Consider the following 26,998-nt stretch of genomic DNA (forward strand, 5'->3'; position numbering starts at 1 on the left):
TCGGATGGGCGGCAAGGGGCAAATATCGCCGGAGCGTTTCCAATAGTCGGCGCGCATCGAGCGCGTTCGCGCTGGCGGCTCTCTCGATCTCCGGAAAATTCGCACGCCGAAGCATTGTTCGCTTCCCTACCAAGCATTTTCGTCAATGCAGATAAGTTCACAGTGGTGATCGTTCCGATCGCGCATGACGTATTCGACCTTCTGACCGCGATCGGAGGCCGCGTTGACCAGCGACCCCATCGACTCTGGCTTCGACCGCTCAGAACTCCGTGCTGAGCTTGGCGATCGCGGTGAACGGCTGCATCGGTCGCAACGTGAACGCCCCGTCCGTATCGTAGATCTGCCGGTTCGTCATGTTTTGGAAATTGACCTGGAGCTTGAAGGGTTGGCGGCCGACGTCGAAGCGATACCATGCGGAAGCGTCGAGCCGCACATAGCCGGGAAGCAGAAATGTGTTGGGCAGCGCGGCCTCTCTCTGCGTCTCGGCGCGCAGTCCCGCGCCGAGACCGAATCCATGCAGCGACGAGTCGGGCTGGAACTCATATGTCGTCCAGAGATTGCCGGAATGGCGGGGAACGCCGGCGAGAAGATCTCCGACCGGAAGGCGATTGTCCTGGAGCACCTTCGCCAGAGTGTGCGCATAGCTGAGGACGATGTTCCAGCCGGGAGCGATCTCTCCTGCCACATCGAGCTCGACGCCGCGGCTCCGCTGCAATCCGGACGCCACGCTGTACAGGCTGTTCGTCGGATCGGTCGTCGGCACATTGCTCCTCGTCAGCTGGTAGAGGGCGAGCGTGGCCTGAACGCGATTGTCGAAGGCCTTCTGCTTCACGCCCACCTCCCATTGCTGGGACGCGCTGGGCGGCAACGGAGATCCGCTGGATGTCGTGGATGTGGTCGGCACGAAGCTGTTCGACCAGTTGAAGTAGAGCGCGGTGTCGGGGATGGGCTCGAAATTCAGACCGAAACGCGGTGAGAACCGCTGCGCATGGTTGAGGCTCCAGGGCGTCGCCGACAATTGATTGAGGCTGCTCGTCGTGATGGAGTCGTAGCGGACGCCCGCGAGCAGACGCCATTGCGGGGCGAGGGTGACGAAATCCTGCACATAGCCGGCGAAATCGCCGACGCGGGATCTGGTGTTGGAGGAGAGCTTCGGCGCGCCGATGGCGACGTCGTAGACGGGGGAGAGGAGATTCAGCGTCGGCACGGCGACGGCGTAGCCGATCGTATGATTGAGGCTCCAATAGGCTTCGGCGCCGACGAGCCAGTCATGCTGCAGCGGCCCCGTCGTGAAACTTCCCGACAGCTCGTTCTGCCAATCATAATCCTGAACCCACGCGGGTCCGGATTGAACAGAGCGGGAGAGCGTATATCCATTCGCCGCCACCGACAGTCGCGAGAAGCGATCCGTGCCGAGCGAATAATTCACGTCGGAGACATTCATGCCGACGCGGAGCTTCACCCCTGAGTCGAACTTGTGTGTCCACTCCAGGCTGACGCGCTCGGCGTCCTTGTGGGATTGGCTCTGATTGGGATCCATGTAGCTGAAGGAGAGGGGCAGCGCGAGCGTCTGCTGCGCGAGCGGGGCCTGATAGGCGCCATAGCTGAAGCCGCTGTTGAACCATTGCCCGCGGAGCAGCAACGTGTCCTGCTCGGTCGCGCGCCACAATATGCTGGGATTGAGGAACACGTTCTCCTGCTCGCCGAATTGCTTGATCGTGTGGGAGCGGTCGATGGCGCCGTCGAGTCGCATCAGCAGGGAATGATCGCCCGTGAGATCACGATTGAGATCGAAGGTCGGCCGGACCAATCCATAGCTGCCGCTCGCGATGTCGACATGGAGGAAATTCGCGTCGAGCGGCGTCTTGGTGACGATGTTCACGACGCCGCCCGACGCGACGGAGCCGCCGTAGAGGACGGATGCGGGCCCTTTGAGAACTTCGATGCGATCGATCCCTTGCACATCTTGCTGATTGCTGGTCTCGCGAAAACCATCGCGCAAATTGGCGCCGGCGTCGTTGAAGCCGCGAATGCGGAACGACAGCGAGCCCGGGAAGGCGTTGCTGCTCTCGACGCCGCTCACGGTCTCGATCGCCTGGCGAACGGTGAGAGCCTGACGTTCCTCGATCACTCGCCGCGTCACGAATTGGACCGAGAGCGGCACGTCATGGATCGGCGCGGCGAGCTTGAGCGTCGATTGCGCCTGCTCTCGTATATAGCTCTGAGCCGATGGGTCGGTCGACCGCGCCTTCCCCGTCGCGGCTCGTTGTGGTCCCACCTCGATGGTCGGGAGCGTTTCTGGTGATTGCGCGCGAGCCTGCGGCGACGAGGCGAGAACGAGGATCGCCGGCGCCGAAGCGCCCGCTTGCAGCATGAAAATGAGCAGGGAGCGCGAGGTGGACATCAGGCCGTTCTTTCTCTGTAGATTGATCATTGCGTTTTTGATCGGGACAAAGATCCGCGACGACGGCGTCGTCCCGCAGATTGAGGAGAGGCCATTTGCAGCGCAGCTCTCAGGGCCGCGGATGTCATCCGGGCGCCAGCCGCCGACGCGCGACCTCGACGGCGAGCCGGGCCTGCTCGTCCATCCAGACCCTCCCCTTGCGTATATCCGCCATGCGCTCCGGCCCTGCTTCATCGGGCGTTCCGTTGCGGAAAGGCGGAGCGGGCGCGTATTCGAGAATGAGCTGATCTCTGCGCGACGCTTCCTCCCCCGCGAGCTCCGAAACCAAGACCAGCCCGAAGTCGATCCCCGCGGTCGCGCCGCCGGCGGTCAAGCGATTGCGATCACGCACGACACGCTTGGCGACATGGCGCGCGCCGAGCAGCGGCAGAAGATCGGCGACGCCCCAATGCGAGGTTGCGTCATATCCTCGCAGCAATCCGGCCGCGCCCAGGATCAGACTACCGGTGCAGTCGCTCGTGACCCATTTGGCGCGCGCGCCGAGCGCCGCGACGAAATCGACGACCTCGGGATCTTGCATGCAGGCGATCGTGCCCAGCAAGCCGCCCGGAACGAACAAGATGTCGGGATCGGAATAGGCTTCTGCGAACGTCGCGTTCGCCGCGATCGGAACGCCGACGTCAGTCGACACGGGCGTTCGCTCCTTCCAGATCAGCTGGAGATTCCAACGCATGATCGTGAAGACGGTCATCGGCCCGATCAGATCCAGCGCGACCATCCTCGGATAGACGAGCATCGCCACCTTCGGCGCCGTCGGGTCCGGGGCCATCATGGCATGCAAATGAGCGCTCCCCGTCTCCTGCCCGAGCGCCGGACTTACGGCGGCGGCGCCGGCGAAAGCGAGGAGCCTGCGACGATCGATCCAGTCATGCATTTTCAAGGCTCCCGATCATGCCGTGTGGTCGTGGGGGGGGGGGCGTCGATCCGGGCGCTTCGCCGGAGGGTCGAAGGCGCGCGCAAGAGTTCTGCGGGCGACAGGCGCGCAGTTCAGAACTTATGCAGGTGTATAAGAATTATACTTGCGGCGTTTCGCCGCTATATTTCGCCGTCTGGAACAGCGAAATCCATGGACAGAGGAGGTGTCGGCCAAGCGAACATTCGACGCCGGCTCATGAAGAGATGATCGCTGGAGGCGGAGGAGCTGAATTCCTCTGACGCGCTCGGATCGCTGGACTTTGCAACGATAGTCGCAGTTGCGATTTTCAACTCGGCCTCCTATACTACTTGCCGTTCCGCGACTCTGTCCAGACCCCACCGCTGGCGCCGGACAGCCGCATTCCGTCATTCGAGAACGTCCAGCCCCTCGAGAGAGGCCGTATCGCGCTAGGCAAGGCAAGCTAGCAGGGACGCAAACGGCTGTGTCGCCAAAAATCCAACCAATCTCGCCAAACACATCCCGGATCGTCGACATTCTCGCTTTTCCGAGAGCGCAACTGCTCGACGTCACAGGGCCGTTTCAGGTCTTCACCACGACCAATGACATTCTCGCGCGCCGCGGTCTGCCGCCCGCTTACGAGGTTCGGATCGTCAGCTCCTCCGACGCGATTGTCGCGACCGGCGGCTTCGTGATCGCGACCACGCCTTTCGAGGCGGCCGGCGCCAGGATCGACACCTTGGTCATCTCTGGAGGACGCGGCGCGACGGAAGCGGGGGAGCAAGAAAGGCTGGCCCAATGGGTCAAGCAGCGCGCGCTCTCGGCGAGACGCGTCGCCTCGGTCTGCACGGGAGCGTTCATACTCGCGGCGGCAGGCCTTCTCGACGGGCGCCGCGCCGTGACCCATTGGGAGTTCTGCGCGCGGCTCTCCCACCAGTTTCCACGCGTCACGGTCGATCCCCGGCCGATCTTCATCCATGACGGTCCGATCTGGACGTCGGCGGGCGTGACCAGCGGCATCGATCTCGCGCTCGCGCTGGTCGAGGAGGATCTCGGGCGCCCGATCATGCTGACGGTCGCAAGGCGCCTCGTCGTGTTTCCGAAGCGTCCGGGCGACCAGGCGCAATTCAGCGATGCGGTGACGCTGCAGGCGCCCAATCACAGCTTCGCCGAGCTGCACCTTTGGATCGACGACCATCTCACGGAAGATCTGTCCTTGCGCCGCCTGTCCGACCGAGCCGGAATGAGCGAGAGAACCTTCTCGCGGCGCTATCGCGAGGAGACGGGCATGACGCCCGGCCAAGGGGTCGAGCGACGGAAGGTCGAAGCCGCCAGGCAGCTTCTGCTCGACACGCATTTTCCGAGCAAGCGCATCGCGAAATGCTGCGGCTTCGGCTCGGAGGAAATCTTGCGGCGCGCCTTCCTCCGCGTGCATGGCGTCGGACCTAAAGAATATCGCGAACGCTTCGGCTGAGAGTGTTCCGCTGGAGAGCGCGCGAGGACCCATGGCTGTTCGAGGGGAATGTCGCGCACGGCGGTAGGGCGACGCGGCCCGATCAGCGAGATCAAAAAAGGATGCGGCGATGAATGTGGTTTTCGAAGCTGCGCGCGGCCAATGGCGCAGATTTTCAATCGCGGCGATCGCCGCATTCGTGATCGGGCTCGTCGAGCCGACGAGAAATGTGTCTCAGGCGGCGGAGCCGCGGCATGGGCTCGCCATCGTCGGAGCGCCGGCGTTGCCCGAGACCTTCGATCATCTGCCCTACGCCAATCCCGACGCGCCCAAGGGCGGAAGGCTTCGACTCGGAATGCTCGGCGCCTTCGAGAGCCTCAATCGCTTCAACGTGAATTATGTCCGGTCGCCGCTTTTTCTTCTCGGTGCGGTCTATGAAACGCTGATGACGCGCTCCGAGGATGAGCGGAAGACCTATTATGGGCTCGTCGCGCGCTCCATCGAGATGGACGACGCGCGTCGGCGCGTGACCTTTCATCTCGATCCCCGCGCGCATTTTTCCGATGGCGTTCCGATCACTTCCGCCGATGTGCTGTTCACCTTCGAGCTTCTCCGGACGAAGGGCGCGCTGCGGCTGAGGGAGACACTCGGTCGGGTCGGAGCCGCCGAGATCGTCGACGCTCACACGATCTTCTTCGATCTCACAGGGACCGACGACCGGGAGCTGCCGCTCCAACTCGCCGTTCTTCCAGTCCTGCCCGAGCATGCGACCGATGTGGAGCATTTCACTGATGCGAGCTTCGCGCCGCCGGTCGCGTCAGGCCCTTATCTCGTCGCCGATGTCAGGCCCGGCCAACGGCTCGTGCTTCGGCGAGATCCGAACTATTGGGGAAAGGACCTGCCGGTGAGGCGTGGGCTGTTCAATTTCGACGAGATCGATGTCGACTACTACCGTGACGCGGGCGCGCTGTTCGAAGCGTTCAAGGGCGGCCTCGTCGATTTTCGCGAGGAGACGAGCGCCGGCCGCTGGGCGAACCACTATGATTTGCGAATCGTCGATGATGGTCGCGTCGTCAAGGAGGCGATCACGCCGCCGCGTCCCGTCGGCATAGAGGGCTTTCTCTTCAACCTCCGCAAAGAAGCGTTTCGCGACGTGCGCGTGCGAGAGGCGATCGGGATGATGTTCGATTTCGAATGGATCAACGCCAATTATTATTCCGGTCTCTACAAGCGGACGATTAGCTATTTCGACGAGAGCGAATTCGCCTCGTCGGGCCATGCTGCGAGCGCAGCCGAAATGCGCCTCCTCTCCCGCTTCTCGAATGTCGTCCGAGCGGATGTGATGGCCGGCGAATGGCGGCCGCCGATACATGACGGCACGGCGCGCGACCGGGAGCTGTCCCGACGCGCGCAGGCGCTGCTCCAGTCCGCAGGCTATGCTCGCGCCGATACGGGGCTGGTCAGGGATGGCGCGCCGCTGCAATTCGAAATCCTGGTCAGCAGCCGGGATGAGGAGCGCGTCGCCCTGGGCTTTTCTGCTTCTTTGGCGAAAATCGGCGTCGACGCCCGGGTGCGGCTCGTCGACTATGTCCAGTTCGTGCGGCGACGTCAGCATTTCGATTACGACATGGTCGTCGCGCGCTGGCTCAGCGCGGCGGCGCCCGGGAGCGAGCAGCGCGTTCACTGGAGCGAGATCGCGATGGATGCTGCGGGCGATCTCGCAGGCGCGGCCTCGCCGGCCGTGTCGGCGATAATCGACTCGCTGCTCGCCGCCGAGAGCCGGGATGAGTTGATCACGGCGGCCCGAGCGCTCGACCGCGTTCTGTTGTCGGGGTTCTATTTCGTGCCGCTCTATCACGCCTCGGAAATTTGGACGGCTCACGACGCGAGGCTGATACATCCGGAAAAGACGCCTCGCTACCCGATACTTCCCTATAACCTCCTCCTCGACGATTGGTGGTTCGATCAGCGCAAATGATTGAATCAAAATTGATTCTTGCCTGATCCGAGGCCGTTTTGACGCGAACTCGAGATCTCGCCGAAGCGCGAGCCGCTGGCCGGGCCTGACATATCGGCGACGACATAGGGCCCTGACGCGACCGGCGGCGCGAGGCTCGCATCGGCGAAATGCTCCACTTCTGTCGCATGCGTCCGCAGCATCGTCCGGGCCACCCTGCGTTTCAGATAGTCGAGCTGTTCGCGCTTGTTGCGCAGAAAGATCTCGCGAATGAAATTCGATTTTGGTCCGGCATGATCGGCGTCCGCTGGCCAGCACCAGCCGCGCCGAGTGACAAGCCGCTCGCCGCGTGCGCTCTTTGGAAGACGCAAAAATATTGGTCGCTCCATCGACGTTGAGGATTCCGGGATCGTCAGCAGAGCGCCGCTGGTGGAGCGCGCGACCAGCTCGATTCTCGGCGAACCGCCGAGGGCGTCGCGTCGACTTCGATCGGCCAGGGGATCGACGCGGATGGTGACCGGGGCCGGACGACATATATCCGCAAACGGAGTCGCGGCCTCCTTCAGCGACCTCTCGAGATTGACCCGCCCGCTCACGGAACCGACGACGAGAAGCGCCTGAAATCGGACGCACAGCGCGACAAGGCTGCTTGTCGCCCACGAGTGCGTCAGTCGCGGAGGAGTGGCCTCGCCTCGGACGGCGCGAGAGGCGTCACGATGGGCAGGCTCGCTCTATGTCGAGGAACGAGAATGGGGACATGGCCGCAATTCGACGATATGGTCGGCCTCGTGTCTTGCAGTTCCTCGAGCGCGAGCCTGTCGAGGCTCGCTCTTTCGGGGAAGTCGGGCGACGCGAGGCTCTCGCCTTTTTCGCTTGGAGCGTTCTTTCCGAGCGGAAGGCGCGCCAACGGAGCCTCGAACCGCTGGATTTCGCGCCATGTCCAGAGACGAAACGCTTATTGCCGAAGCCGATCAGAATCAAATTCGCGATCACGCTCTTTCGATCATCGCCACGCATCAGGGCGCATGGGCCCGAGCCGCGGAGCAGCATCCTGAGAACGCACGGTTTTTTGCACTGCTCCAACGCACGCTCGCGCGCCGCGAGGCCGATGCGCCGAGCCTTGCGCGCGAGGCGGCGCGCTTCCTGGTCGAGATCCGGGACGCTCGCTACCGCGAGGCGACGGCCGATCTCGATTTTCAGCTCGCCCGTCGCGAGCTGAATTTTCTACTCGTCCTGCTCGCGGCCATCGTCGAAAATCGGCGTCTCGCACGGCTCGAGCGCGCCCGTGGGCGCCTCGGCGATGTGGAATGGACGCTCCGCGTCGAGCGCATCCGCCGCCAGCTCGCGACCGTCGGCCGCCTGACCGGCGAGAGCGGCTATCTCACCCAGCCGCCGGAATTCGAATTCATGACCGATTGGTCATCGCAGGTAAGCAATGATCTCGCGCGGGCGATCCTCGGCAGCTTGCGCGGGCGGCGGCGCGACGTGGCGCGACAGATCGCACATTTCCTGCCGCGCTATGGTCTCGACGCGGCGCGGCGAAACTGGTTCCGGCTGCTGGTCGTGAGCCTCGTCTTCGGATGGCTCGTCAATTTCATCATGCAATTGGCGCAGGTCTCGACCTTCACTTTGCTCGGCCTCGGGCTGCTCGCCATTGGCAAGCTCGGACCGATCGTTTTCGAGAAGCTGCTCGCGCGGCGCTGGCTGGAGGCGCATCGCGCCGCCCTGCGCCGGGCGACGTTCCGTCTCTATCGCGCCTATGCGGAGTTCCTCCCCGACCGCGCTTTTCTCGACGCTATGCATGAATTGAGCGAGGAGCAGGTCCGCCGGGCGCTCTGGCCGGCGGCTTCGGAGGATACGTCCGCGTGACGAGCCACGCCCTGTCTCCCGCTCGCGGCCGGGGCATTCTCCGGATCCAGCTGTCTGGGACGCAATCCGAGCGGTCCGATATCTGCGCGGCGGCGTTGCGCAAGCTAGAGCGACAAGCCCTTGTCACGCCTGACGAAAATTGGAGCGGGCGATGGGAATCGAACCCACGACATACAGCTTGGGAAGCTCGGATAACCCGCTGATTTCACGTCCTTATGTTCCCCTTCTTCTTAAGGAGAAGGGAACGTGCAAGCTGACCTCGAAAAGAGAGCCGCCGCCGCTTTCGGGGGCGCGTCATGAGCGCGCGCGCGATGGCTTGGGCCATGAAGCAGCGCGCCGGCGGCGCTCCCCAGAAACTCGTCTTGCTGGCGCTCGCGAGGCTCGCCGATCAGCGCGGCGAGACGAATTGCACGAACGCCACGATCGGCAACATCTGCGAAATCGAGAACGATGGCGTCCGGCGCCACCTCGTCAAGCTCGAGGCTCGGGGATTGATCGTGCGCTCGCCGAGCTTCCGGGAGGACGGCGGGCGGGACGTGAACCGCATCACTCTCGCATGTCCGAAGCCGCGCCAGTCGCGCCGGCGGAAAAATGTCGCACCACGCGACATTTGCGAAAATGTCGCGGCGATCGGCGGCGAATGGGGGCGCGCATGAGCTCGGCTTCCATGACCATCGTGCGCGGCGCGCATCGCTCGCGCTTCACCGCGATCAGCAATGATCTGTTGCAGAACAAGCTCGGCCTGTCGTGTGAGGCGCGATCTATCCTGTTCGATCTGCTCTCGCGGCCCGAGGATTGGCGGGTAATCATCGAGCAACTCGCCAAGGCGAACAAGATCGGTCGCGATCGGGTCTACAAGGCGCTCGGCGAGCTGCGCGAGCATGGCCTCGCTCGCCTGGAGACGATGCGCGACCCGGAAACCGGGCGGATCGCCGGCTCGCGCTGGATCATTCAGGAGGAGCCGGACCCACTTCCTGAAATCCAGGAAGTGGACCGCTTCCTGAAATCACCGCGTCCTGATTTACCGGATACGGTAAATCAGGACGCATACAAAAGAACTATAGAGATACAAAACACAGACTCTCTCACAAAACCGAACGCGCCCCTGCCGGGGCCGCAGGAGCGGGAGGAAGGGCTTTCCGAGGAAGAAGGGAAGGCTTCGAGGCCGAGCCCTCGCGATGAGGCGTGGTCGCGCTTCGAGGCGGCTTGGACCTTCGGCCTCGGCGAGTCCCGAGGCGGCGCTCGCAAGGCGTTCGATCGGTTGAGCGTCACCGATCGGGAGGCGGCGATCAGCGGGGCCGCAGCCTTCCAGGGGGCCATGGCGGGGCGGACACATCCGCCTCATGCGTCGACCTATCTCGGCGAGCGGAAGTGGACCTATCGGCCTCGGTCGCCGAGCCCGCCGGCCGGCGCATCGCCTGCGACCGCTCCGAAGGGCTCGGCGGGAACGGCTTGCGAGAGGCCGGACGGGAAATGGTGGTTGAGGGACGGCGGGCCGGAGTTGCAGCGCTGGCATGAGTTCGAGCGCAAGACGCTCGGCAGGGCGGCGACCGGCTGCATACGCCCGGCGCAGTGGCCTCCGAGCCTCAAGGCGAAGGATGCGAGCGGCGCGGCCGAGGGCTTGAGGGCATGATCGGCAGCGGGGCCATAGTCGCAGCCGGCGACTTTGGATCACAGTCCCGCGCCGGGACCGTGATCGGCGGCCGAGGGGATACCCCCTCGAAAGACAAACACCGCCCGCCCCGCGACCGGTCGCCTAACAACCTGGAAAATTCCGCGATATTCCTAAGAACTTTTTTCTTGTGGTATGGCGGTTATGCGCGGATTTTTGATGTGGAATTGGCTCGGCAAAGGGACGCGAAGCGGCGCGGGTCCGGCTCTTTGGGCGAACCGACCCGCAAATTGCGGGTCGGCTTCCTCGCGGCGCGCCTCGAGGTCCGCCCTTCGTCGCCAAGCCCGGTCAATGAGCGGGGAAGTTCCTGGCTCGTGGCCTCGGCGAACGCCCCGGCGGCGGCGGCGCTCATGACGGCCTCAATGCACGAAGAACTTCACGGCGATGAGCACGCCGCCGAGAGCGACGATCATGCCGCCGATGCGAGTTGTCAGCTCGTGCTTCAACAGCTCGATATCGGTCTTGGTGGCGAGCTGCGTCTCGATGAGCTTGGCCTGCTCCTCGGCCAAAACCTCGGCCTGTCCTTCCGGCATGCCAGCGGAGATCAGGCGTTTTACGAAGGCATGGGAGTCGAAGGGGATAGCGCTCACGTTCTCGGTCCTCTTCGGTCGGAGTGCCGGCCTTTCGGATAAAATAGCGCGGATCACGTCAGGACGCGAGAGGTCCCGCCTTTGCGGAGCCGCACGCCCGGACCCTCGCCATTCTCGTCGACGAAGATGACGCCCGCCGCCTCAAGCGCGGCGCGGATCGCGGCGACCGTGCGGGGCTTCAGCTCCTCGCCGGCCTCGAGGCGATTGATTGTGTCCAATGAGACGCCAGCCATTTCAGCCAACTGCTTCCCCGTCAAGCCGAGGGCGACCCTCGCCATCTTGGATTGAACGGCTTCGATTTTCATGTCGCTAACCTGTTTCAGGTTGACAGCCTGAAAAACACGGGCGTAAATCAGGCTGTAGACATGATTTTACACGCATCGTCGTCGTCGGGAAACCTCTTTCCGGCGAACGGCCTCGCATTGCCCAAAGGAGACTCGACCATGTTCGACCTGTCCAACGTCGCTTTCCTCCCCGCGGAAAACGCCGAGCCTGGCGCTGGCCCCGCTGGCGCCGCGAATGTCGCGCCCGCGGTCGATCCGATCTTCGCGGCGATCGAGCGCCTTCGCGCGGCCGAGGCGCGGCACGCGGCGGCGGATATCGCCTGTGATGAAGCGATGGTGAAGCGCGACGCGCGCGCGAAGGCCGAGGCCGAGGCCTTGCGAGACCGCACCCTCGCCGAGCTGCGCGCCGAAGAAGCCGCATTCCTCTCGACCGTTCCTCTCACGCTCGACGGGGTCCGAGCGGGCCTCGCTTATGCTTTCGAATACGACGCCGACGGCCACGAGTTGCGCCCCTTCGTCGAGTCGATCCTTCGTTCGCCCGCCTGGACGCCCGCATTGGCGGACCCTCTGCTGACGGCGATCGAACGCCACAAGGCGGCCGTCCGTGCGGTCGCCGCCTATCCTGGCCCCGGCGATCTGCCGTCCGCCCTCACGGCGGAAGAAGACGCGGCGTCCCGCGAGCTGGCGGCCGTCCCCTGCGGCGAGAGCTTCCCCGTGAAGCTCCGCTACATGCTCGCTGATCAAAAACGCCGCTGGGGGCCGCTCTGGCGCATCCGCGGCGCTCCCGAGATCATGGCGGCTATCGAGCTGCATGTCTCCGGCGAAATCACCGCGTAAGGGGGCCGATCATGAGCACGCGCCGCAAATTCATCGCCGGCCTCGCCGCCGCGCCCGTCGCCGCCGTTCCCGCCCTCGCCGCCGCGAGCACGGGGATTGATCCTGTGCTCGCCGCGATCGCCGAATGGCGCGCGGCGAAGGCCATAGCCGACGCCGATGCGGAGCGCTCGGAATGCGCCCACGCCGCTTATGGCGCCGAAGTCGACGCGCTGGACCCTCTACAGCGCAAGATTTTCAGCCTCGAGGAATTCGACCGCATGTTTCGGGCTATTCCCGAAACGCCGGAGCTGACGGCGCTGCGCAGCCGGCTCGAAAGAAACCTCGAGGCTCTACGCGCCGTGCGGCGCCGCTATAGGTTAGATGAAGTCGAAGAGAGGGCCGACGCATCGGGAAAGGCGGAATTCGCCGCGATGAGCGCCGCGCTCGAAACCCAGCCGGCGACCGTCGAGGGAGCCTTGGCGCTTCTCGAGGTCACGGCGCTCTGGGTGTTGGATAACGAGGAATTCTACTTCGAAGGCGAGCTTTCCACCGCCCCGGCGCGGGCGACCCGCGCGGCGTTGAAGGTTCTAGAATTTCATCGGTATGGAGGCACAATCCGAAAAGCGTCTGAAGAGTTTTGTTGAGCCGTCGTCGATTTTCATCCAAGAGCGCTTGACGTATTCAGGAAAATAGGTAACTATTTTTCCGAATAGGAGAGCGCATATGGTCACTCGCCAGCAAGTCGCGATAGTCGCGGGCTGTTCCGTCGATTTCGTTTCGAATACCGTCAATCGTGGCGTCATGACGACGAAACTTCCTCCCACGACCGCCGGAATTGCCCGCGACTTCAACCGCTCCAACACGTTGGAAATCGCGTTCGTCGCAGCGCTGACTGATATCGGCTACGCGCCGATCGACGCCGCAGCTCGCGCCTCTCGTTGGCTTGCAGAGGAAGCACGCGGCGAGCTCGCGCCCTGGTGGGTAGAGAACCGCAAGACTGGGAATGGAACCTTCCTGAGCACAGCAGCCCAAACCATATCGATCGCCCGACTCGCCAGTGAAGTCTTCATGGCCGATGACCCTGGCGATGGCGTTCTTGTTTCCGACGACGATCCGGGCGACGGGCCTGCCGACGATATCAAGCCGGCTTCACGCATGGGCGTAATTCACATCGCTGGAATCGTCGAGGCTATCGACGCGCTCTTCAACAAACCGCGGGAATGATCTTCCGGGAGCGCATTTTGAGGGCCTGCGGTCGGCCCAATAACGGAAAGGCGGATCGCCGCTCCCGAAAGCACAGATACGGGTGTCAATCCGCCGTGACCGCACCCATTCCCGAATCGCCGGCGCGACGCCGCCGGTGGCGGTCCGCCACAGGGCGCGCCGTCTCTCAGAAGGGCTTACTCATGCCGAATTTGATCGAACTGAAGGAAAGCCGCGCCGGAAAGCTCGCCGAAATGTCGACACTGACGAGCGCGGAATTGAACGAGGAAAGCCGGACGCGCTTCGATGCGTTGGACAAGGAAGTCCGCACGCTGGACGGCGATATCCTGCGCGCCGAAAAATTCGCAGAGTATGAACGCCGCTACGCGCCCGGCAAAATCATCGCATCGCCGGACCGCGGCGAGCGCGAATATGCCGATCTGGTCGGCAAGTTCGAGCTGCGCCAGGCTGTCTCCTATCTCGACGAAGGCCGCGCGCTCACCGGCGCGACCGCCGAAGTGGTGACGGAGCTGCGCAATCGTGGCGGCTATCGCGGCGTGCCGATCCCGTGGGGCGTGCTCGAGAAGCGCTCGGGCGAGACGGTCGGGAGTGGCGTGCCGAACCCGGTTCGCACCATGCCGATTATCGATCGCCTTTTCGCCGAGGCCGCCGCTGTCCGCATGGGCGCGGAAATCGTGCAAATCGACTCCGGCGCCGTCGAATATCCCGTCACCACGTCGAGCGTCGCGGCCGCTTGGGCGTCGAGCGAGACGGGGAACGTCGGCGGCCCGACCGCCTATGCGACCACCGACCGCCCGCTCGCGCCCAACTCGACGCTCGGCATTCAAGCGAAGATCACGCGCAAGGCGCAAAAGCAGAGCGGCGACGCGCTCGAGCAGGCCGTGCGGCGCGATCTCAACGGCGCGATCGGCGAGGCGATGGACCGCGCCGTTTTCCTCGGCGCCGGCGCGTCCGGCGAGCCCGCGGGCGTGCTGGTCGGCTCCTACGGCATTACGTCCACGGCGATCGACGCCGCGGCGTCCTATGCGGCTTTCAGCGAAGCCGTCATGCGCTTCCTGATCGCCAACGCCGCGGCCGGGCCGGGCGATGTCAAGGCGCTGATCCGGCCGGAAGTGTGGAACAAGCTCGATAATACGCTCGCGTCCGATGCGGGGCCGAAATGGGAGTTCGACCGGATGCGCGAGAACTTCGGCGCCATCGTCATGAGCGGCAATGCGCTCGCGGCGCCGACCGGCTCGCCAGCGACGACGAAGGCGCTTCTCACGACGAGCGCCGGCGGCGTGCCTCCGATCTTCGTCGGGCTTTGGGGTGCGATCGACCTCATTCGCGACCCTTACAGCGACGCGGCGAGCGGCGGCTTGCGCCTCACAGCGCTGGCGACCATGGACGTGACGGTTTCCCGCCCGTCGCAGCTTCAAATTCTCACGGGCATTCAGTGATGGAACGCCGCGCCCTTCAAATCGAGCTTCGCGCGTCGGGGAGCAATCCCCGACGCCTCGAGGGCTATGCCGCGACATTCGATAGCGAGGCGCGCGTCGGCGATTATGTCGAAATCATCCGGCCAGGCGCGTTCGCGACGAGCTTGGCGAGCGGCGCGGATATTCTCGCGCTGGTCGATCATGATCCGTCGCGCGTGCTCGGCCGCACCAAGAGCGGAACGCTGCGCCTCGCGGAAAATGCGCGCGGCCTCGCCTTCACGATCGACCTTCCAGAGACGACGCTCGGTCGCGACATGCTCGCGCTCGCCGAGCGTGGCGACCTCGGCGGAATGTCCTTTGGCTTCGTCGCGACGGATGAACGCTGGAACGGCAATCGCCGCGAGCTGCGCGCCGTCGAGCTGAAAGAAGTCTCAGTTGTGAGCGCGTGGCCCGCCTACACGAATACGATCGTCGAGGCGCGTGCGCGCAATCTGAAAGATCGCCCGGCGAGCTGGTTCCGGCGCCGTTATGCCGAATTGCTGCGAGGCTGACATGAACTTTATCGAACGTCTCGCCTTTGTCTTCGGCTATGAGAAGCGCGCCGGCGGGAATGGCGGCTATTTCGAATCCTACGTTGCGGCGCGGGGAAGCTATCTCGCCGGCGGCACATCGCCGGAAGGTGTAATTTCCGCTCTCGGTGTGGCGACCGCTTGCATTGCGCGGCGATCTCAGGGGTTGGCGAGCGTCCCATTATGTGTGCATCGCAATCTCGGGCCTTCGAACGTCGAGCAGGCCGACAATCATCCGCTTTATGATGTGCTCAACACATGCCCGAATGATTACCAAAGCGCCTATGAGCTGCGGGAGTTCTTGATCCGATCCCATGATTTGCATGGAAACGCTTACGCACGGGTCGAGCGTGACAATCGTGGCCAGGTGATTGCACTCCATCCGTTTGCGCCGACAACGGTATCGATCGAGGTCCTCGCCAATGGTCGCCGTCGATATCGCGCGACCGATTTCAGCGGAAAGGCTTGGACGCTTCTACAAGAAGAGATGCTTCACGTTCGGGGACCGAGCCGCGATGGAATTTACGGCCTGTCGCCGCTGCAAATCGCTGACGGCGCTGTTGGCGTCGCCGTTGCCGCCAACGATTTCGCTCGATCCTATTTCGACAATGGTTCTAACCCGGATGGATACATCACATTCCCGTCCGGCGCCTCCAAGGATGCGCCGGACGAAATCCGCAAGCACTGGATGGCCAAGCACGGCGCCAACAATCGCTTCGCTGGGCCGGCGGTATTCACGAACGGCGGCGAGTTCAAAGAAATTCGTATCAATGCGGCGGATGCCCAGTTACTCGACACGAGGAAATATTCTGCCGAGGATATCGCGCGCATTTTCGATTGCCCTCCAACGAGCGTCGGGATTGTAGATCGTTCGACGTATGCCAATACAGAACAGGAGGCGCTGGCCCTTGTTCGCAATTGTCTTGCGCCTCTCGCTGCGCGCTTTGAAAGCGCCTTTGCGCGCTGCTTGCTTACGACCGCGGGCCGACGCTCGTATTTTTTCCGACACGATTTCGCCGAATTGCTCCGCGGCGACATGAAAACTCGCTACGAAAGCTATCGGCTCGCGCGTGAAATCGGCGTGTTCTCGCCGAACGATATTCGCCGCCGCGAGAATGAGCCGCCGATCGAAGGCGGCGACGTCTATCACGTCCCGGTCAATTGGGCGCCGCTCGGCGCTGCGCCGCTCGGCCACAACGGCGGCCCGCCGCTCGGCGACGGCGCGACGGGAGCGAACGGATGACGCGCGCCGCCGCTCCCGAAAAGACCGTCTTGCGCGCCAAGACACAGGGACTCTTTCCGCCCGAGGCGGAAATTGCGCGGCGCTTGTCGCAATCGCCGGCCGAATGGGCGGCGAAGGCGATCGTGCTCGAGCGCGAAGGCCTGCCGCGCGTCGATCCGCTGATGGGCGGGCGCTATTGGCCCGCCGTGGAAGTCTTCTTCCGCCGGCGCTACGGCCTCTCTAACATCGAGGCGTCCAATCCGGACGGAAAGGAGAACCTCGATGCACTATGACTTCCCCGGTCTGAAGCGAAGGCCGAACAAAGGCGGCGGGACGCGGCTCTATTGGGTCGCGCGCGCCGACATCGCGAAGAAGGGCTATCGCCCGAAAACGGTTCCGCTGCATTACGACATCGGCGACTCGTCGCAACATGCGCTGATCGCGTCCGCCTGTTTGAAGCTGCAAGCCGAAATGCTGCAATGGGCGGCGACCTCGGGCGCGCCGTCGAAGCGCCCCTTCGACGGCACGGTCGCGGCGCTGGTGCGGCTCTATCAGCGAGACGAGGCGAGCCCCTATCAGCGGCTGAAGTGGAACACGCGGCGCACTTACGATCAGACGCTCGAGAGCATCGAAAAGGCGTTCGGCGCGCGGGCGCTGGCCTGCCTGGGGCTCGCGGATTTCCGCCGCTGGTATGACGCCGCGCGCAAGCCGAAGAAGCCCGGCGCGCCGGAGCGCGTTCGCAAGGCGCATGGGATTGTCAGCATGGTGCGGCGCCTGGTCGCCTATGGCGTCGCGGCCGAGCTGCCGGAGTGCCAGCGGCTCCACGCCATCTTGCGCGTGACCGAGTTCGAGCAGCCGGCGCAACGGCGATCGAAGCTGACGCTCGAGCATGTGGAGGCCCTGCTCCCGGTCGCGCTCCAGCGCGGGCGCTTGTCGCTGGCGCTGGGGACGGCGCTGCAATTCGAGACGACGCTGCGCCAGCGGGACGTGATCGGCGAATGGGAGCCGATCGCCGAAGGCGAGGAGGCCTCGGGAATTTGTCTCGGCCGGCGGCGCTGGGTGAAGGGCCTGACCTGGGCGGACCTGTCCGCCGACTTCGAAGTCTACAAGGTCACGACGAAGACGGGCGCGGTCGCCGCCCATGACCTGAAGCTCTGCCCCTTGGTGATGAAGATCCTCGCCATGGTCCCGGCCGATTGCCGCGTTGGTCCGCTGATCGTCGACGAGCTCGCCGGGCGGCCCTACGCCGAGCACGCCTATGCGCGAGAGTGGCGCATCGTGGCGCGGGCGGCGGGAGTGCCGGCGGGCGTCTGGAACATGGACGCGCGGGCGGGCGGAATATCCGAGGCCGACGACGCCGGCGCGGCTCTCGACGACATCAGGTCGCAGGCCGCTCATGCGCAGGCCTCGACCACGGCCCGCTACGTCCGCGGGACCATCGGGAAGTCGCGCAAGGTCGCGCAGCTCCGGACGGCGCATCGAGCCGAACGCAAGCCGAACGACGCATAGGGAACGCCATGGGGAACGTGGGGAACGCGTAGGTTAGCGGTAGAGCGACAAGCCCTTGTCACGCCTGACGAAATTTGGAGCGGGCGATGGGAATCGAACCCACGACATACAGCTTGGGAAGCTGTCGTTCTACCACTGAACTACGCCCGCGCTCCGCCGGAACGGCCCGGTTTGTATAGAATTTTTCGGTTGGCTGAGCAAGCCGCCGAGCGCTGGCTGAGGCAGGAAAAGGAAACGAACGGAGCTTTTCGGCGCGCAGAGTCCCGTAAAAAGTCCCGTGGCGGTTCGCGGCTTGTTCGGTCCTCGCACGGATACGAAAAAGCCCCGCCGGCGGGGGCCGGCGGGGCTCGGTGTTGCGGGTCTCGAGGCCAACGACCGGGGACATGATTTTCTCGCCCCCTCATTCACGCTAAAAATCTCTATTGTGTAGCGCCGACAGCTGGAAACGGAGGCTTATCGTGGACACTACCGAGGCTCTTAAAACGTGGCTGCAGGTTATTCGGGGCCCGGCCACCGATGCGGACATTCGCGCGCAGCAGATCGGCTTGCTCGAGCGAGCCATCACTCGAATTCAACGCCGGGAATCAGACCCAGCAATTGCCGCTGAGCTAGAAGCATGGGCAATGGCTCAAGAAGCTACGGGCCAATATCCCACGATGTCCGCGACAATGCGCGCAGCGGCTCAAGACCTCCTTTTTCCCGCCCGCGGATAAGCACGGACGAAAAAGCCCCGCCGGCAGAGCCGGCGGGGCTTGGTGTCGCGGGTGGAGTCGCGTGCTATTCCCGCAATGGGGCGCGGGCGGCGCGCCAGATTTGCACCCAGGTCAAGACGATCTTGCTCGCCACGAACAGCGCGGCGAGCCCTGGACCGAGAATGGCGCCGAGCTCGGATATCTGGCGCGCCCTGTCGATCCATAACGGCGCCGTTCCGACCGCCGGCGCGAGCGCGAGCGCGATCCGGTCGCTCGTCGTGGTCGCAAGTCCGGAGACGATTTGAGACAGCGCGGTTTGCGCGTGACAGCTCGGCGTCGGCATTGCCCCTCCCCCTTTCCTTTTTGCCGCGGCGATGCTGGTCAGGTTCCGGCCGTCAGGCCGAGGGCGGCGGCGTCGGCTTCGGGCGGGATCAGGCCGAGGCGGGAGAGCTCGGCGACGATCAGCGGCTCGAGCCGCGCGCCCGCCCATTTGGCGATCTTCGGCTCGCTGTCGACGAGGCGGCTCGCGATGGTGAAGATCAGGTCATTGGCGACGCCGATCTCCACTGTCTTGCCCTGGACCAGCCCGACCTCGGTCGCGATCACATAATGCGCGGCCTTGGCGATCGCGTCATTGGTGAGATAGGCGCGCAGCGCCGCCGGCGCGCCGCGCAGCGCGTAGGAGGCGATCAACGTGAACAGGCCGCCCGAGGCCATGGCCAGTGAGGCCAGCCAGTCGCCCCAGGGGATGGAGACGACATTGGCGGCCGGCGGCGCGGCGGCGACGGCCTGCGCCGCATAGGACGGGCCGGCGACGGCCAGCAGCGCCGCGGTGGCGACGGCCGCCGCGGCGGCGATGCGGGCGACGATCGCCGCCTCGCGCGTGCGCGCGGCGTCGATCAGGGCGCATGCCGAGAGGAAGGCGGAGCCCGCCGTCTTCACCGGAAGGCGGGCGCAACGGAGGGCGATCGACTCGCCAAACAGGCCGAGCGGGACGCCGAGCGCGACGAGGCCGATATCCCGCAGCGGAGTGAGCGCGAGGAAGACTGAGAGCGTGACGCAGAACGCAGCGGCCAGCGCCGCGCCCGCGAATGCGGATGTGATTTTCATGGTGGTGCTTTCGATTTTTTGGAGGTTGCCGGGAAGCCGCCCGGCGCGGGGAATTTGTAAGGATTATTTGCGAGTTGCCGATCAGGCGACGGCAACAGGAAAGCGCGCCGCGCGATCGGCGACCGCGCGCGGGTCGTCATATTCCATGTCGCGCACGAAGATGCTGCGGCTGGTGGTCGAATAGAAACCGACCGCGCCGTCCTCGGGCCAGAGCACTCTCACATGACGCGAGATATGTTCCCCGTTCGGAGTCTGCGTCCGATCCACGGTTTCGACCAGGACCGGATAGTTGTGCGACGTGATAGTGATCGTTGTCGTCATTTTGCACCTTTGGTTGCCGGGAAGCCGCCCGGCGCGGCCGTCACTCGACGGATTAGGCGGTGATGTGCTTCACGGCCCACATGACGGCCTCTTCGGTCTTGGTGCGCGCGATCGACAGCTCGCGGCTGGACCCGAGACTGTCGACGAGCTCCAGGAACTCGAGGCCCTTATCTTTGATCGCCTGCATGTTCGCCTTCTCGGCGTCACTGAGCACGCGATACTGGTGACGCACCGCATTGTTGATGGTGCGACTGTCGGAAGTGGATTCGATCGAGGTCATTATTCACCTTTGCAATAAGCCGGGAAACCGCCCGGCGCGGCCGTCAGCGGATGACGAAGGAGAGGCCCGCCGCCACGGGCGCGAGAATGCTCACCAGGGCGGCGAGGATGGCGAGGCCGGCGACGACGCCGGCGAGGATCTTCAGAGCTTGCATGTCATCACCTTCCGATGTTGAGGCCGTTCACGGCGTCGTCGACCCGCGCCATGGCGATCTTGTCGGCGGCATGGATGGCGCGCCATGCGAGCCAGGCGATGAGCAGCGCGAGAACCAGGCCAGCGAGGAGCGGCCAATAGCTCTTTGCGATTTCCAGCAGATCGGCGCCGTGCTGGAAGCCCGCATAGGCGTCCTGCAGCTTGCCGATCGCATCGGGGCTCTGAACGATCGCGGCGACAGCGTCACCGCCGATCGCCTTGGTCGCGACGCTCTTGACGAGATCGGCGCCGGCGATCGTGCGCGAGCCCGCGGCGCGAAGATAATCGGCCGAGATCGCTTCATCGGGATGGAGCTCGGCGATGGCCGTCGTCGACGACGGCGCGGGCGCGGGCGACTCGGGAGCAGGAGCTCGCGACGCCTTCGGCGCGGCGAGGAACTGCTCGCGCTCGCTGCGACGGCGACCCATGATCTCCGGCGGCTTGCTCCACAATAGCAGGGCGTCGGCCGCACCCTTGTAATCTCCGGCGTTCAACCGCTTGACGACGGTCGATTTCGTGAAGCCGCCGACGCCGATGTTGAAGCAAAAGCTCACGAGCGCGTCGAACTGGCCTTGCGTGAGCGGCGCGCGCACGGCGCTGCTCACAGCGGCCTCGTATTGACCGAGATCGCGCGAGAGGATTTCGTCGACCTGCGCCTTGGTGATGACGAGGCCGGATGTGACCTTCGGCTCTCCGGCCGCGGATGTGTGGCCGACGCCGATCGTCCAGCCGCCGACACTGTCGCGATAGGCTTTCGTGCGAAAGCCCTCGCGCTGAATCAATGTTGCGCGGCCGTCCGCGCTCATTCGCATGGTCATGAGTCACCTGTTTTGAGATTGCGCGCAGGCGCGAGGCCGCGGCCGTGCGATCACGGCGCGGGAGACGATGGAGAAGAATGAGAAGACGAGGGCCGAGGTCAGAGCACCGCAATGCCGCGCGCGGCCTGGCGCTCTTTGGCGCGGGCATAGGCCAGCGCCATGTCGGCGCCGCTCATCGCGCCGACGTAGATCGCCGCCTCGGCCAGATCGAGATGCGCTGTCGTCGCCGTCGTCAGATAGGCGTCGCCGAAGGCCTGATAGCCGGCGCTGTTGTTGTAGGCCCCGCTGATCCCGCCATTCTCGACCAGCGGCGAGCCGCCGAGCAGCACGCGCGTGGTCTTGCTCGCGCCGCTGAAATCGCGGGCCACGGCGAGAAACATCCATATGTCCGCGGCGAGCGTGAGGCCGGTGTTGGTGATCACGCCGGAGAGACCGCGGTGATTCTGGCTGAGAGCCGATCCGCTCGCGAATAGGCCGCCGCCGGTGTTGGGCGAGACCGCATCGCCGAGCGAGCCCATGATCACCGCCGAGCCGGACGGCAGAGCGCCGGGAATGCGCGCGACGCAGCAGAGCGTGTCCGCGACGGTCGCCGATTCCGTCTTCGACGACACCAGCGCGTTTCCGGTCGCCATCGGAATCGTCACATAGTTCGGGGCCCAGGCGCGCGAGCCTTGCGGCGTCAACACATGATTATTGACCCGGCCCGTGAGCGTCGTTTCGCCGGCGCCGAAAATCCAATGATCCCATGCCGCGGGCTCGCCGGGCGCGAGCGGCTCGATTTGCGTGAGCGGGATGACGGGCAGCGACGGATTATCGACCGAGAACGGAAGCATGATGAAGAGCGGATTTTGCGCCATGTCATTCCCCGAGCTTCGTCGCCACCAGCTCGAAGGCCGGGCAGACGTGATAGAGCGGATAATCGGTCCCGCTGATGGTGATGATGTCCGGCGTCGAGTCGCGCAGATTGCCAGACGCGCCGCCGACGATGCTGATTCCTGCGCCCAGCGCGTCGAGCGCATAGCGCACCGTCACCACGTCGCTCGGCGCCGCCGAGAGCGTGATCAGCACATCGGAGCCGCTGACCGCGATGCTGGAGATCGTCGCCGGCGAGGCGCCGTCCAGCACCTTGAAGCCTTTGTCTGTGGTGCTCGCGAGATTGGTCGCGTCCAGCACCAGCGGCAGCGTCGGCACGGTGAAGCGCACGCGCACCAATGCGCCGCGCACAGTGGCGCTGACGGGATCGAGCCACACCGGCTTTTTGCCGCGCGCGATCGCCGCATAGGCGCGGCCGTAATAGGCGCCGAGCCATTTATAGCCGACGGCCGTCAGATGCGTGTGATCATCGGCATAGGGGAACGCATAGGTCGGCGCGACGAGATAGGCGTAGTCGCTCGATTGTGCGAAGTGGAGATGCGCGAGCGCAATGTCCGAATGCGTTCGCGCGCCATAGCTCGATTGATAGAGCAGCATATAGACCGGCGAGCTCTGGCCGGTGATCGCTCGGATATCCGCATCCATGTCGGACCGCAGCTGCGCCAGCGCGGGGTAATAGGAGGCATAGGGCGTCGCGTCATCGGCGTCGCTCTCGCCCTGGCCGTAGCCGACCGTCTGCACCGCATGCGAGGCGTCGAGCAGATGCGCGCCGGTCACATGGGCTTTGAAATTGTCATACCATGCAGAGCCCTTGGCCAGCTGGTCAATGCGATAGCCGCCATGGCCGGCGGTCGAGGCGAGGATCACATGATCGCTCGGCGCGACGCCGGCCAGCGCGAGGCAGGTGCTCGCATAATTGGCCGCGCCGGAGCACATGGTCTCGGCGCGATTGCTGTAGCCGTCCGGCGCCGGCGCGACAGCATCCTCGACCAACGCCTTGAAGCTCGCGAAATCCCAGTCCGTGCCGCTCCACGCGCGCGGGCCGCCGCTGAAGGTGAGATTGACATAGGGCTGCGTCGTCGACAGCACCGCGCCGGCGGCGGCGCCGACCGTCAAAGACTGGCCGTAGAACAGCAGATGGTTTTTCGCGACGCTGGCGATCGGCGCGGGCGTCGCGTTCGGGTCGCCCGAGGATGACGAGACGCCGCCGGCGAAGAGGCCGACGCCCTCGCCGGTCTCCCGATCGACGCCGAGCAAGATGCGGCCGAAGGAGTCGGTGACGATCGGAGTGATCGCGCCATCGCCGATGTAGCGCATGATCCCGCCGGCGCCGAGCACGCGATTGACGGGCGTCTCGCCGACGCCATCGCCGACCAGCGCGCCGGTCGCGCGATCGACGCCGAGGATGATTTGGCCGATGTCGCTCGCCGCTATGGGCGTGATGTCGCCGGAGCCGCTGTAGAGCGCGAGATGAGACACGGCCTCGAGCGGCGCTTGCAGCTCGGCGGAGAGGGTGTCCACCTCGCTCTGCAAAGCGGCGTCGCCGGCGATGCGCGCCGCCTGCTCTGTCGCGTCGGCGGCGGCTCGCGCTGTCGCCTCAGCCGCATCGCCGGCGATGCGCGCCCCCTGCTCTGTCGCGTCGGCGGCGGCTCGCGCTGTCGCCTCAGCCGCATCGCCGGCGATGCGCGCCGTCTGCTCGCTGCTATCCGCCGCCGTGCGGAGCGCCGCTTCGGCCGCCACAGCGGCCGCTACATCCGCCTGCGTCGGCGAGAGCCCGCGCAGCCACTGCCAGGCCGAGGAGGCCGCCACCCAGCCATAATCCCCCTCATTGTCGACCTGCGGATGGCCGGAGGTGACCGGATCATTATGGTGGCCGCTATCGCCGAGCACGCGCGCCGGCTGGCCATCATAGCTGCCGACGATCGTCTCGAGCTGCGTCCATGAGGACCGCACCAGCCCGCCCGCGTCGAGTTGCAGCAGCGCGGCGAGATTGGACGTGGTCAATTGGACGATTTGCGCGCCCGTGCCGTCGTCGCGCACGCCCACCACCGTGTCGAGCGAGGAGACAGGCGGGACCAATGCGAGCGGCGTTTTCGCCTCGGCCATGGTCTATTTCCTTTTTGATTTCGCGGCTTAATGCGCCGGATAGGGCAGAAGCGGGAATCGGCCGGAATAGTCCGCGGGCGCCGAGAGCGTCACAGTCCCTCCCGATGAGCCATTCACGATATCGGTGATCGTCACCTGCTTGCCGGCGCCGATCGGCCAGGGTCGCGAGCTTTCGTAACGGAGCGGGCCGGAAATCGTATCGCCGACAGCGAGCCAGCTCGAGATGTCGCCCCCGTAATTGTCGCCGTCGCCGCGAGACACATTGGCGACCGTCGCGGAGCCAGCGGTGAAGTCGCCATATTCGACCTGTGCGCCGATCGTCGGCGGCGCGGGAATGAAGGTGAAAAAGGCGGCGGAGGAGAAGCCGTAGGTCGACGCGCAGCCATCATTGAAATCCAGGCTGTTCTGCTGCTGCGCCGTTGCCACCGCATTGCCGGAACCGTCGATCGTCACGGCGGTCACAACCCAATCGGTGCCTGTGTCGCGGTCCATGACCTGCCAGCCCGGCGCGATATGCAGCCGGGATTGAGCATAATTGGCCGCCTTGATCGTGAATGTTATGACGTCGCAAGACGTATAGTTCGGCGCGCCGCCGGTGGTGAACGCCGAGGATGTGTAGGGCTGGACCTGCAACACCGGCAGGTCGAACTTCCACTGGCGGCCGGCGACATCCACGAAGCCGGTCGTGAACTGTGTGAGGCTGGCGCGCGTCGTGACGTCGAGATCGGCGTGCATCAACTGCGAGTCCACGCAGCTCGCGCCGGAGGTGACGCATTTGGCGCCGATCACAGCGCCGGACGTCAGATATCGCTTGGGCGGACCCGAGAAGAGCGGCGCGCCGATCGGCATGCCGCCGGTGTAGTTCGCAGCGATCGCGACGGCGCTGTCGCCCCCCGTGTAATAGAAGGCGCCGCGAAGATAGACGTCATTCAGGATCAGATCATGGACGTCGCCGCCCGGCGAATTGACAAGCGTGACGATGCGGCTGTTGCCCGTGAGGAGGAAGCCGCCGCGAAACTCGACCGCGGCCCTGTGGCCGACTGTCAGATAAGAGCCGGGGATCAGATTGCTGAAGGCCTCCCCGTTCTGGAACGTCCCGCCGTCGAACACGAGCGAGCTGTTCCAGGTCGAGGTGCCGATCCAGTCGCCAAGACGGACGCAGACCTCGCAATAGCTCTGCGTGAGGATCAGGCCGCCTGCATAGGCCGTGTTTGTAAAATTCACCCATTGATAGATCGTCGAGGCGGACGGACTATCGAAGACGCCATCCCATTGCCCAGTTCCCTCGCCGAGCGCGGTGCCGACATAGGCGCTGTGCACTCCGAGGAATTGTTGCGCGACGCCACGAACATTGCGGGACTGGGTGTTGAACGCTCCCAGCCCATAGGCGCCCGCGCCCATATTGGTTCGGTCGACGCCGAAAAAGTCGCCCTGGGTGTTCGTGTTCAGCCCGACGGCCGCCTGGATGCCGAAGCCGAAAATCTGGCAATCCTCGACATGCACGTCGGAGGAGTAGTTCTTGCCATATTGGCTGGGAGCGGTCCCGAACAGCAGCGACGGATAGGTGACGGCGCCATAGGGAGCCGACGGCGCATCGCCGGAATAGCAGTCGACGCAGACGCCGACGAGCGGCGAGTTCGTCTGAAGTCCGCCCGGCGTCGAGCCGGTGACGGCGAGAGAAGGATCGATATAATCGAGCGGATCAGGAGACGGCCCGATGTTGAATGTCGCGCCGAAGCTGCCAAAACCGTAATTCGCGCCATAGAGCGCGATGCGCCGCAGCCTCGAGGAGCGCGTGCCCTGGAAGTTCACGCAGGGGCGCGTCGTGTCGCGACAGAAGATTTTCGTGCCCGCCAGGCCGACGAGAGGAGCCTGCTGCCCTTCGAGCGAAATCGACTGAAAGCCGTTGGCGCCATAACCGACATTGAGCCCCTTCGACACCACGAAGGCGCCATCGGGAACGACGACAGTGGAGGCGGTTTTGTAGAGCGCATAATCGATCGCCGCCTGCAGCGCCGCCCAATTGTCGGTCCCCGTCGCGGACGACATCGGAAACCAGCACGCGAGCTTATAGGAGCCGGACGGGATCGAGGGAGAGACGCTGATATGTCCCGAGGTGAGATCGGTGGTCGCCGTGACGATCGATGTCACGCCGCCGCGGGAATGCCAATGAGGGCTCGCGCATTGCATTCCCGCGCGAAAATAGGGAACGCCGCTGACAGAAATCGACGCGCCGCCCGTCGACGTCACGGCGCCGACATCGCCGGCATATTGAAAATAGGCGTCGCCGACCACGCCGAACTCGCACGCTTTCACGGGCGAATTTGAATATTGCGGGATCATGAAGCCGCCGCCGGCGGCGATCTCGCCATAGAGACCCGCCGTCGTCTCGGCGAACGCATAGGTGAGGCCGCATGTTCCATAGCCGGCGCCGGGCGTCGCGACCGCATCGACGGTCGCCTTTTCCGGATTGGCGCCGCCAGCGATCGCAGCGACCAACGCCGCCTTGGTCGCATAGGTGAACGCAACGCCGCCCCCGCCCCCGCTCGACGACAACACGCCGCCCGAGCTCATCGAGAGGCCCGCGCCGACCTTGAAGCGATTATACCAATTGGTGTCGGCGATCGCCGCGCCGGCGACGACGATCAGGACGAAGAGCGCGTGGATCAGTCGGGATGTCATGCC

General features: G+C 64.7%; 25 protein-coding genes and 1 tRNA gene. 13 read left to right on the top strand and 13 right to left on the bottom strand.

Annotated elements, in window-relative coordinates:
- Window positions 1–259: 259 nt before the first annotated feature.
- The gene (locus CQW49_RS07220) at window positions 260–2,404 is read right to left on the bottom strand and encodes a TonB-dependent siderophore receptor (RefSeq protein ID WP_157926071.1); all 2,145 of its coding nucleotides are present in this window, start codon (window positions 2,402–2,404) and stop codon (window positions 260–262) included.
- Window positions 2,405–2,528: 124 nt separating this feature from the next.
- On the bottom strand, window positions 2,529–3,338 hold the full coding sequence (locus CQW49_RS07225; protein ID WP_003612688.1) for a DJ-1/PfpI family protein: 810 nt from the start codon (window positions 3,336–3,338) through the stop codon (window positions 2,529–2,531).
- 484 nt (window positions 3,339–3,822) lie between these two features.
- On the opposite strand from CQW49_RS07225, the gene CQW49_RS07230 reads away from it, so the two are divergent.
- The 5 genes from CQW49_RS07230 (at window position 3,823) to CQW49_RS07260 (ending at window position 10,250) form a co-directional block, all read left to right on the top strand.
- Entirely contained in the window at window positions 3,823–4,812 is a 990-nt protein-coding gene (locus CQW49_RS07230) for a GlxA family transcriptional regulator (RefSeq protein WP_003612685.1), read from the top strand.
- Window positions 4,813–4,921: 109 nt separating this feature from the next.
- On the top strand, window positions 4,922–6,769 hold the full coding sequence (locus CQW49_RS07235; RefSeq protein WP_003612684.1) for an extracellular solute-binding protein: 1,848 nt from the start codon (window positions 4,922–4,924) through the stop codon (window positions 6,767–6,769).
- Between the two features lie 915 nt (window positions 6,770–7,684).
- Window positions 7,685–8,617, top strand: coding sequence for a hypothetical protein (locus tag CQW49_RS07250; protein WP_003612679.1), 933 nt, complete (start codon window positions 7,685–7,687; stop codon window positions 8,615–8,617).
- A gap of 323 nt (window positions 8,618–8,940) precedes the next feature.
- Window positions 8,941–9,273, top strand: a complete 333-nt coding sequence (locus CQW49_RS07255) for a helix-turn-helix domain-containing protein (RefSeq protein WP_157926072.1) — start codon at window positions 8,941–8,943, stop codon at window positions 9,271–9,273.
- Window positions 9,270–10,250: a hypothetical protein gene (locus CQW49_RS07260; RefSeq protein ID WP_155931299.1), complete on the top strand. Its 981-nt coding sequence runs from the start codon at window positions 9,270–9,272 to the stop codon at window positions 10,248–10,250. Before CQW49_RS07255 ends, CQW49_RS07260 begins: the two co-directional genes overlap by 4 nt.
- A 398-nt stretch (window positions 10,251–10,648) precedes the next feature.
- On the opposite strand, the gene CQW49_RS24440 is transcribed toward CQW49_RS07260, so the two are convergent.
- Entirely contained in the window at window positions 10,649–10,879 is a 231-nt protein-coding gene (locus tag CQW49_RS24440; protein ID WP_003612676.1) for a CCDC90 family protein, read from the bottom strand.
- A 53-nt stretch (window positions 10,880–10,932) separates the two neighbouring features.
- Window positions 10,933–11,184, bottom strand: a complete 252-nt coding sequence (locus tag CQW49_RS07265) for a helix-turn-helix domain-containing protein (RefSeq protein ID WP_003612675.1) — start codon at window positions 11,182–11,184, stop codon at window positions 10,933–10,935.
- A 138-nt stretch (window positions 11,185–11,322) separates the two neighbouring features.
- Here CQW49_RS07265 and CQW49_RS07270 point away from each other — a divergent pair, with 138 nt between their 5' ends.
- The 8 genes from CQW49_RS07270 to CQW49_RS07305 all read left to right on the top strand — a co-directional run bounded on the left by CQW49_RS07270 (window position 11,323) and on the right by CQW49_RS07305 (window position 17,921).
- Window positions 11,323–12,000 (top strand): hypothetical protein, encoded by a 678-nt coding sequence (locus CQW49_RS07270; RefSeq protein ID WP_003612674.1) that lies wholly within the window; start codon window positions 11,323–11,325, stop codon window positions 11,998–12,000.
- An 11-nt stretch (window positions 12,001–12,011) separates the two neighbouring features.
- Entirely contained in the window at window positions 12,012–12,623 is a 612-nt protein-coding gene (locus CQW49_RS07275; protein ID WP_003612673.1) for a twin-arginine translocation signal domain-containing protein, read from the top strand.
- Window positions 12,624–12,702: 79 nt separating this feature from the next.
- Window positions 12,703–13,203, top strand: coding sequence for a hypothetical protein (locus tag CQW49_RS07280; protein WP_003612672.1), 501 nt, complete (start codon window positions 12,703–12,705; stop codon window positions 13,201–13,203).
- 182 nt (window positions 13,204–13,385) lie between these two features.
- Window positions 13,386–14,642 carry a phage major capsid protein gene (locus CQW49_RS07285; protein ID WP_003612671.1) on the top strand — a complete coding sequence of 419 codons (1,257 nt, stop codon included), beginning with the start codon at window positions 13,386–13,388 and terminating at the stop codon, window positions 14,640–14,642.
- Window positions 14,642–15,172, top strand: coding sequence for an HK97 family phage prohead protease (locus CQW49_RS07290; protein ID WP_003612670.1), 531 nt, complete (start codon window positions 14,642–14,644; stop codon window positions 15,170–15,172). The genes CQW49_RS07285 and CQW49_RS07290 overlap by 1 nt, the downstream gene beginning before the upstream one ends.
- 1 nt (window position 15,173) lies before the next feature.
- On the top strand, window positions 15,174–16,433 hold the full coding sequence (locus tag CQW49_RS07295) for a phage portal protein (protein WP_003612669.1): 1,260 nt from the start codon (window positions 15,174–15,176) through the stop codon (window positions 16,431–16,433).
- Window positions 16,430–16,705: a hypothetical protein gene (locus CQW49_RS07300; RefSeq protein WP_003612668.1), complete on the top strand. Its 276-nt coding sequence runs from the start codon at window positions 16,430–16,432 to the stop codon at window positions 16,703–16,705. The genes CQW49_RS07295 and CQW49_RS07300 overlap by 4 nt, the downstream gene beginning before the upstream one ends.
- A complete protein-coding gene (locus CQW49_RS07305; protein WP_003612667.1) occupies window positions 16,695–17,921 on the top strand; it encodes a hypothetical protein in 1,227 nt (408 codons plus the stop codon). Before CQW49_RS07300 ends, CQW49_RS07305 begins: the two co-directional genes overlap by 11 nt.
- Window positions 17,922–17,996: 75 nt before the next feature.
- On the opposite strand, the gene CQW49_RS07310 is transcribed toward CQW49_RS07305, so the two are convergent.
- The 9 genes from CQW49_RS07310 to CQW49_RS07355 all read right to left on the bottom strand — a co-directional run bounded on the left by CQW49_RS07310 (window position 17,997) and on the right by CQW49_RS07355 (window position 26,995).
- Window positions 17,997–18,071: transfer RNA gene (locus CQW49_RS07310), tRNA-Gly, on the bottom strand.
- A gap of 627 nt (window positions 18,072–18,698) precedes the next feature.
- Window positions 18,699–18,956, bottom strand: coding sequence for a hypothetical protein (locus CQW49_RS07320; RefSeq protein WP_003612666.1), 258 nt, complete (start codon window positions 18,954–18,956; stop codon window positions 18,699–18,701).
- Window positions 18,957–18,994: 38 nt separating this feature from the next.
- The gene (locus CQW49_RS07325; RefSeq protein WP_003612665.1) at window positions 18,995–19,723 is read right to left on the bottom strand and encodes a hypothetical protein; all 729 of its coding nucleotides are present in this window, start codon (window positions 19,721–19,723) and stop codon (window positions 18,995–18,997) included.
- 81 nt (window positions 19,724–19,804) lie between these two features.
- Window positions 19,805–20,044, bottom strand: coding sequence for a hypothetical protein (locus CQW49_RS07330; RefSeq protein ID WP_003612664.1), 240 nt, complete (start codon window positions 20,042–20,044; stop codon window positions 19,805–19,807).
- Window positions 20,045–20,096: 52 nt separating this feature from the next.
- Window positions 20,097–20,324: an Acb2/Tad1 domain-containing protein gene (locus CQW49_RS07335; RefSeq protein ID WP_003612661.1), complete on the bottom strand. Its 228-nt coding sequence runs from the start codon at window positions 20,322–20,324 to the stop codon at window positions 20,097–20,099.
- Between the two features lie 158 nt (window positions 20,325–20,482).
- Entirely contained in the window at window positions 20,483–21,322 is an 840-nt protein-coding gene (locus CQW49_RS07340) for a lysozyme (protein ID WP_157926073.1), read from the bottom strand.
- Window positions 21,323–21,432: 110 nt separating this feature from the next.
- Entirely contained in the window at window positions 21,433–22,191 is a 759-nt protein-coding gene (locus tag CQW49_RS07345; RefSeq protein ID WP_003612656.1) for a hypothetical protein, read from the bottom strand.
- 1 nt (window position 22,192) lies between these two features.
- The gene (locus CQW49_RS07350) at window positions 22,193–24,313 is read right to left on the bottom strand and encodes a sialate O-acetylesterase (RefSeq protein ID WP_003612655.1); all 2,121 of its coding nucleotides are present in this window, start codon (window positions 24,311–24,313) and stop codon (window positions 22,193–22,195) included.
- A gap of 27 nt (window positions 24,314–24,340) precedes the next feature.
- Window positions 24,341–26,995, bottom strand: coding sequence for a hypothetical protein (locus CQW49_RS07355; RefSeq protein WP_003612654.1), 2,655 nt, complete (start codon window positions 26,993–26,995; stop codon window positions 24,341–24,343).
- Window positions 26,996–26,998 lie beyond the last annotated feature (3 nt).

The organism is Methylosinus trichosporium OB3b, from assembly GCF_002752655.1.
Taxonomy (GTDB): Bacteria; Pseudomonadota; Alphaproteobacteria; order Rhizobiales; family Beijerinckiaceae; genus Methylosinus; species Methylosinus trichosporium.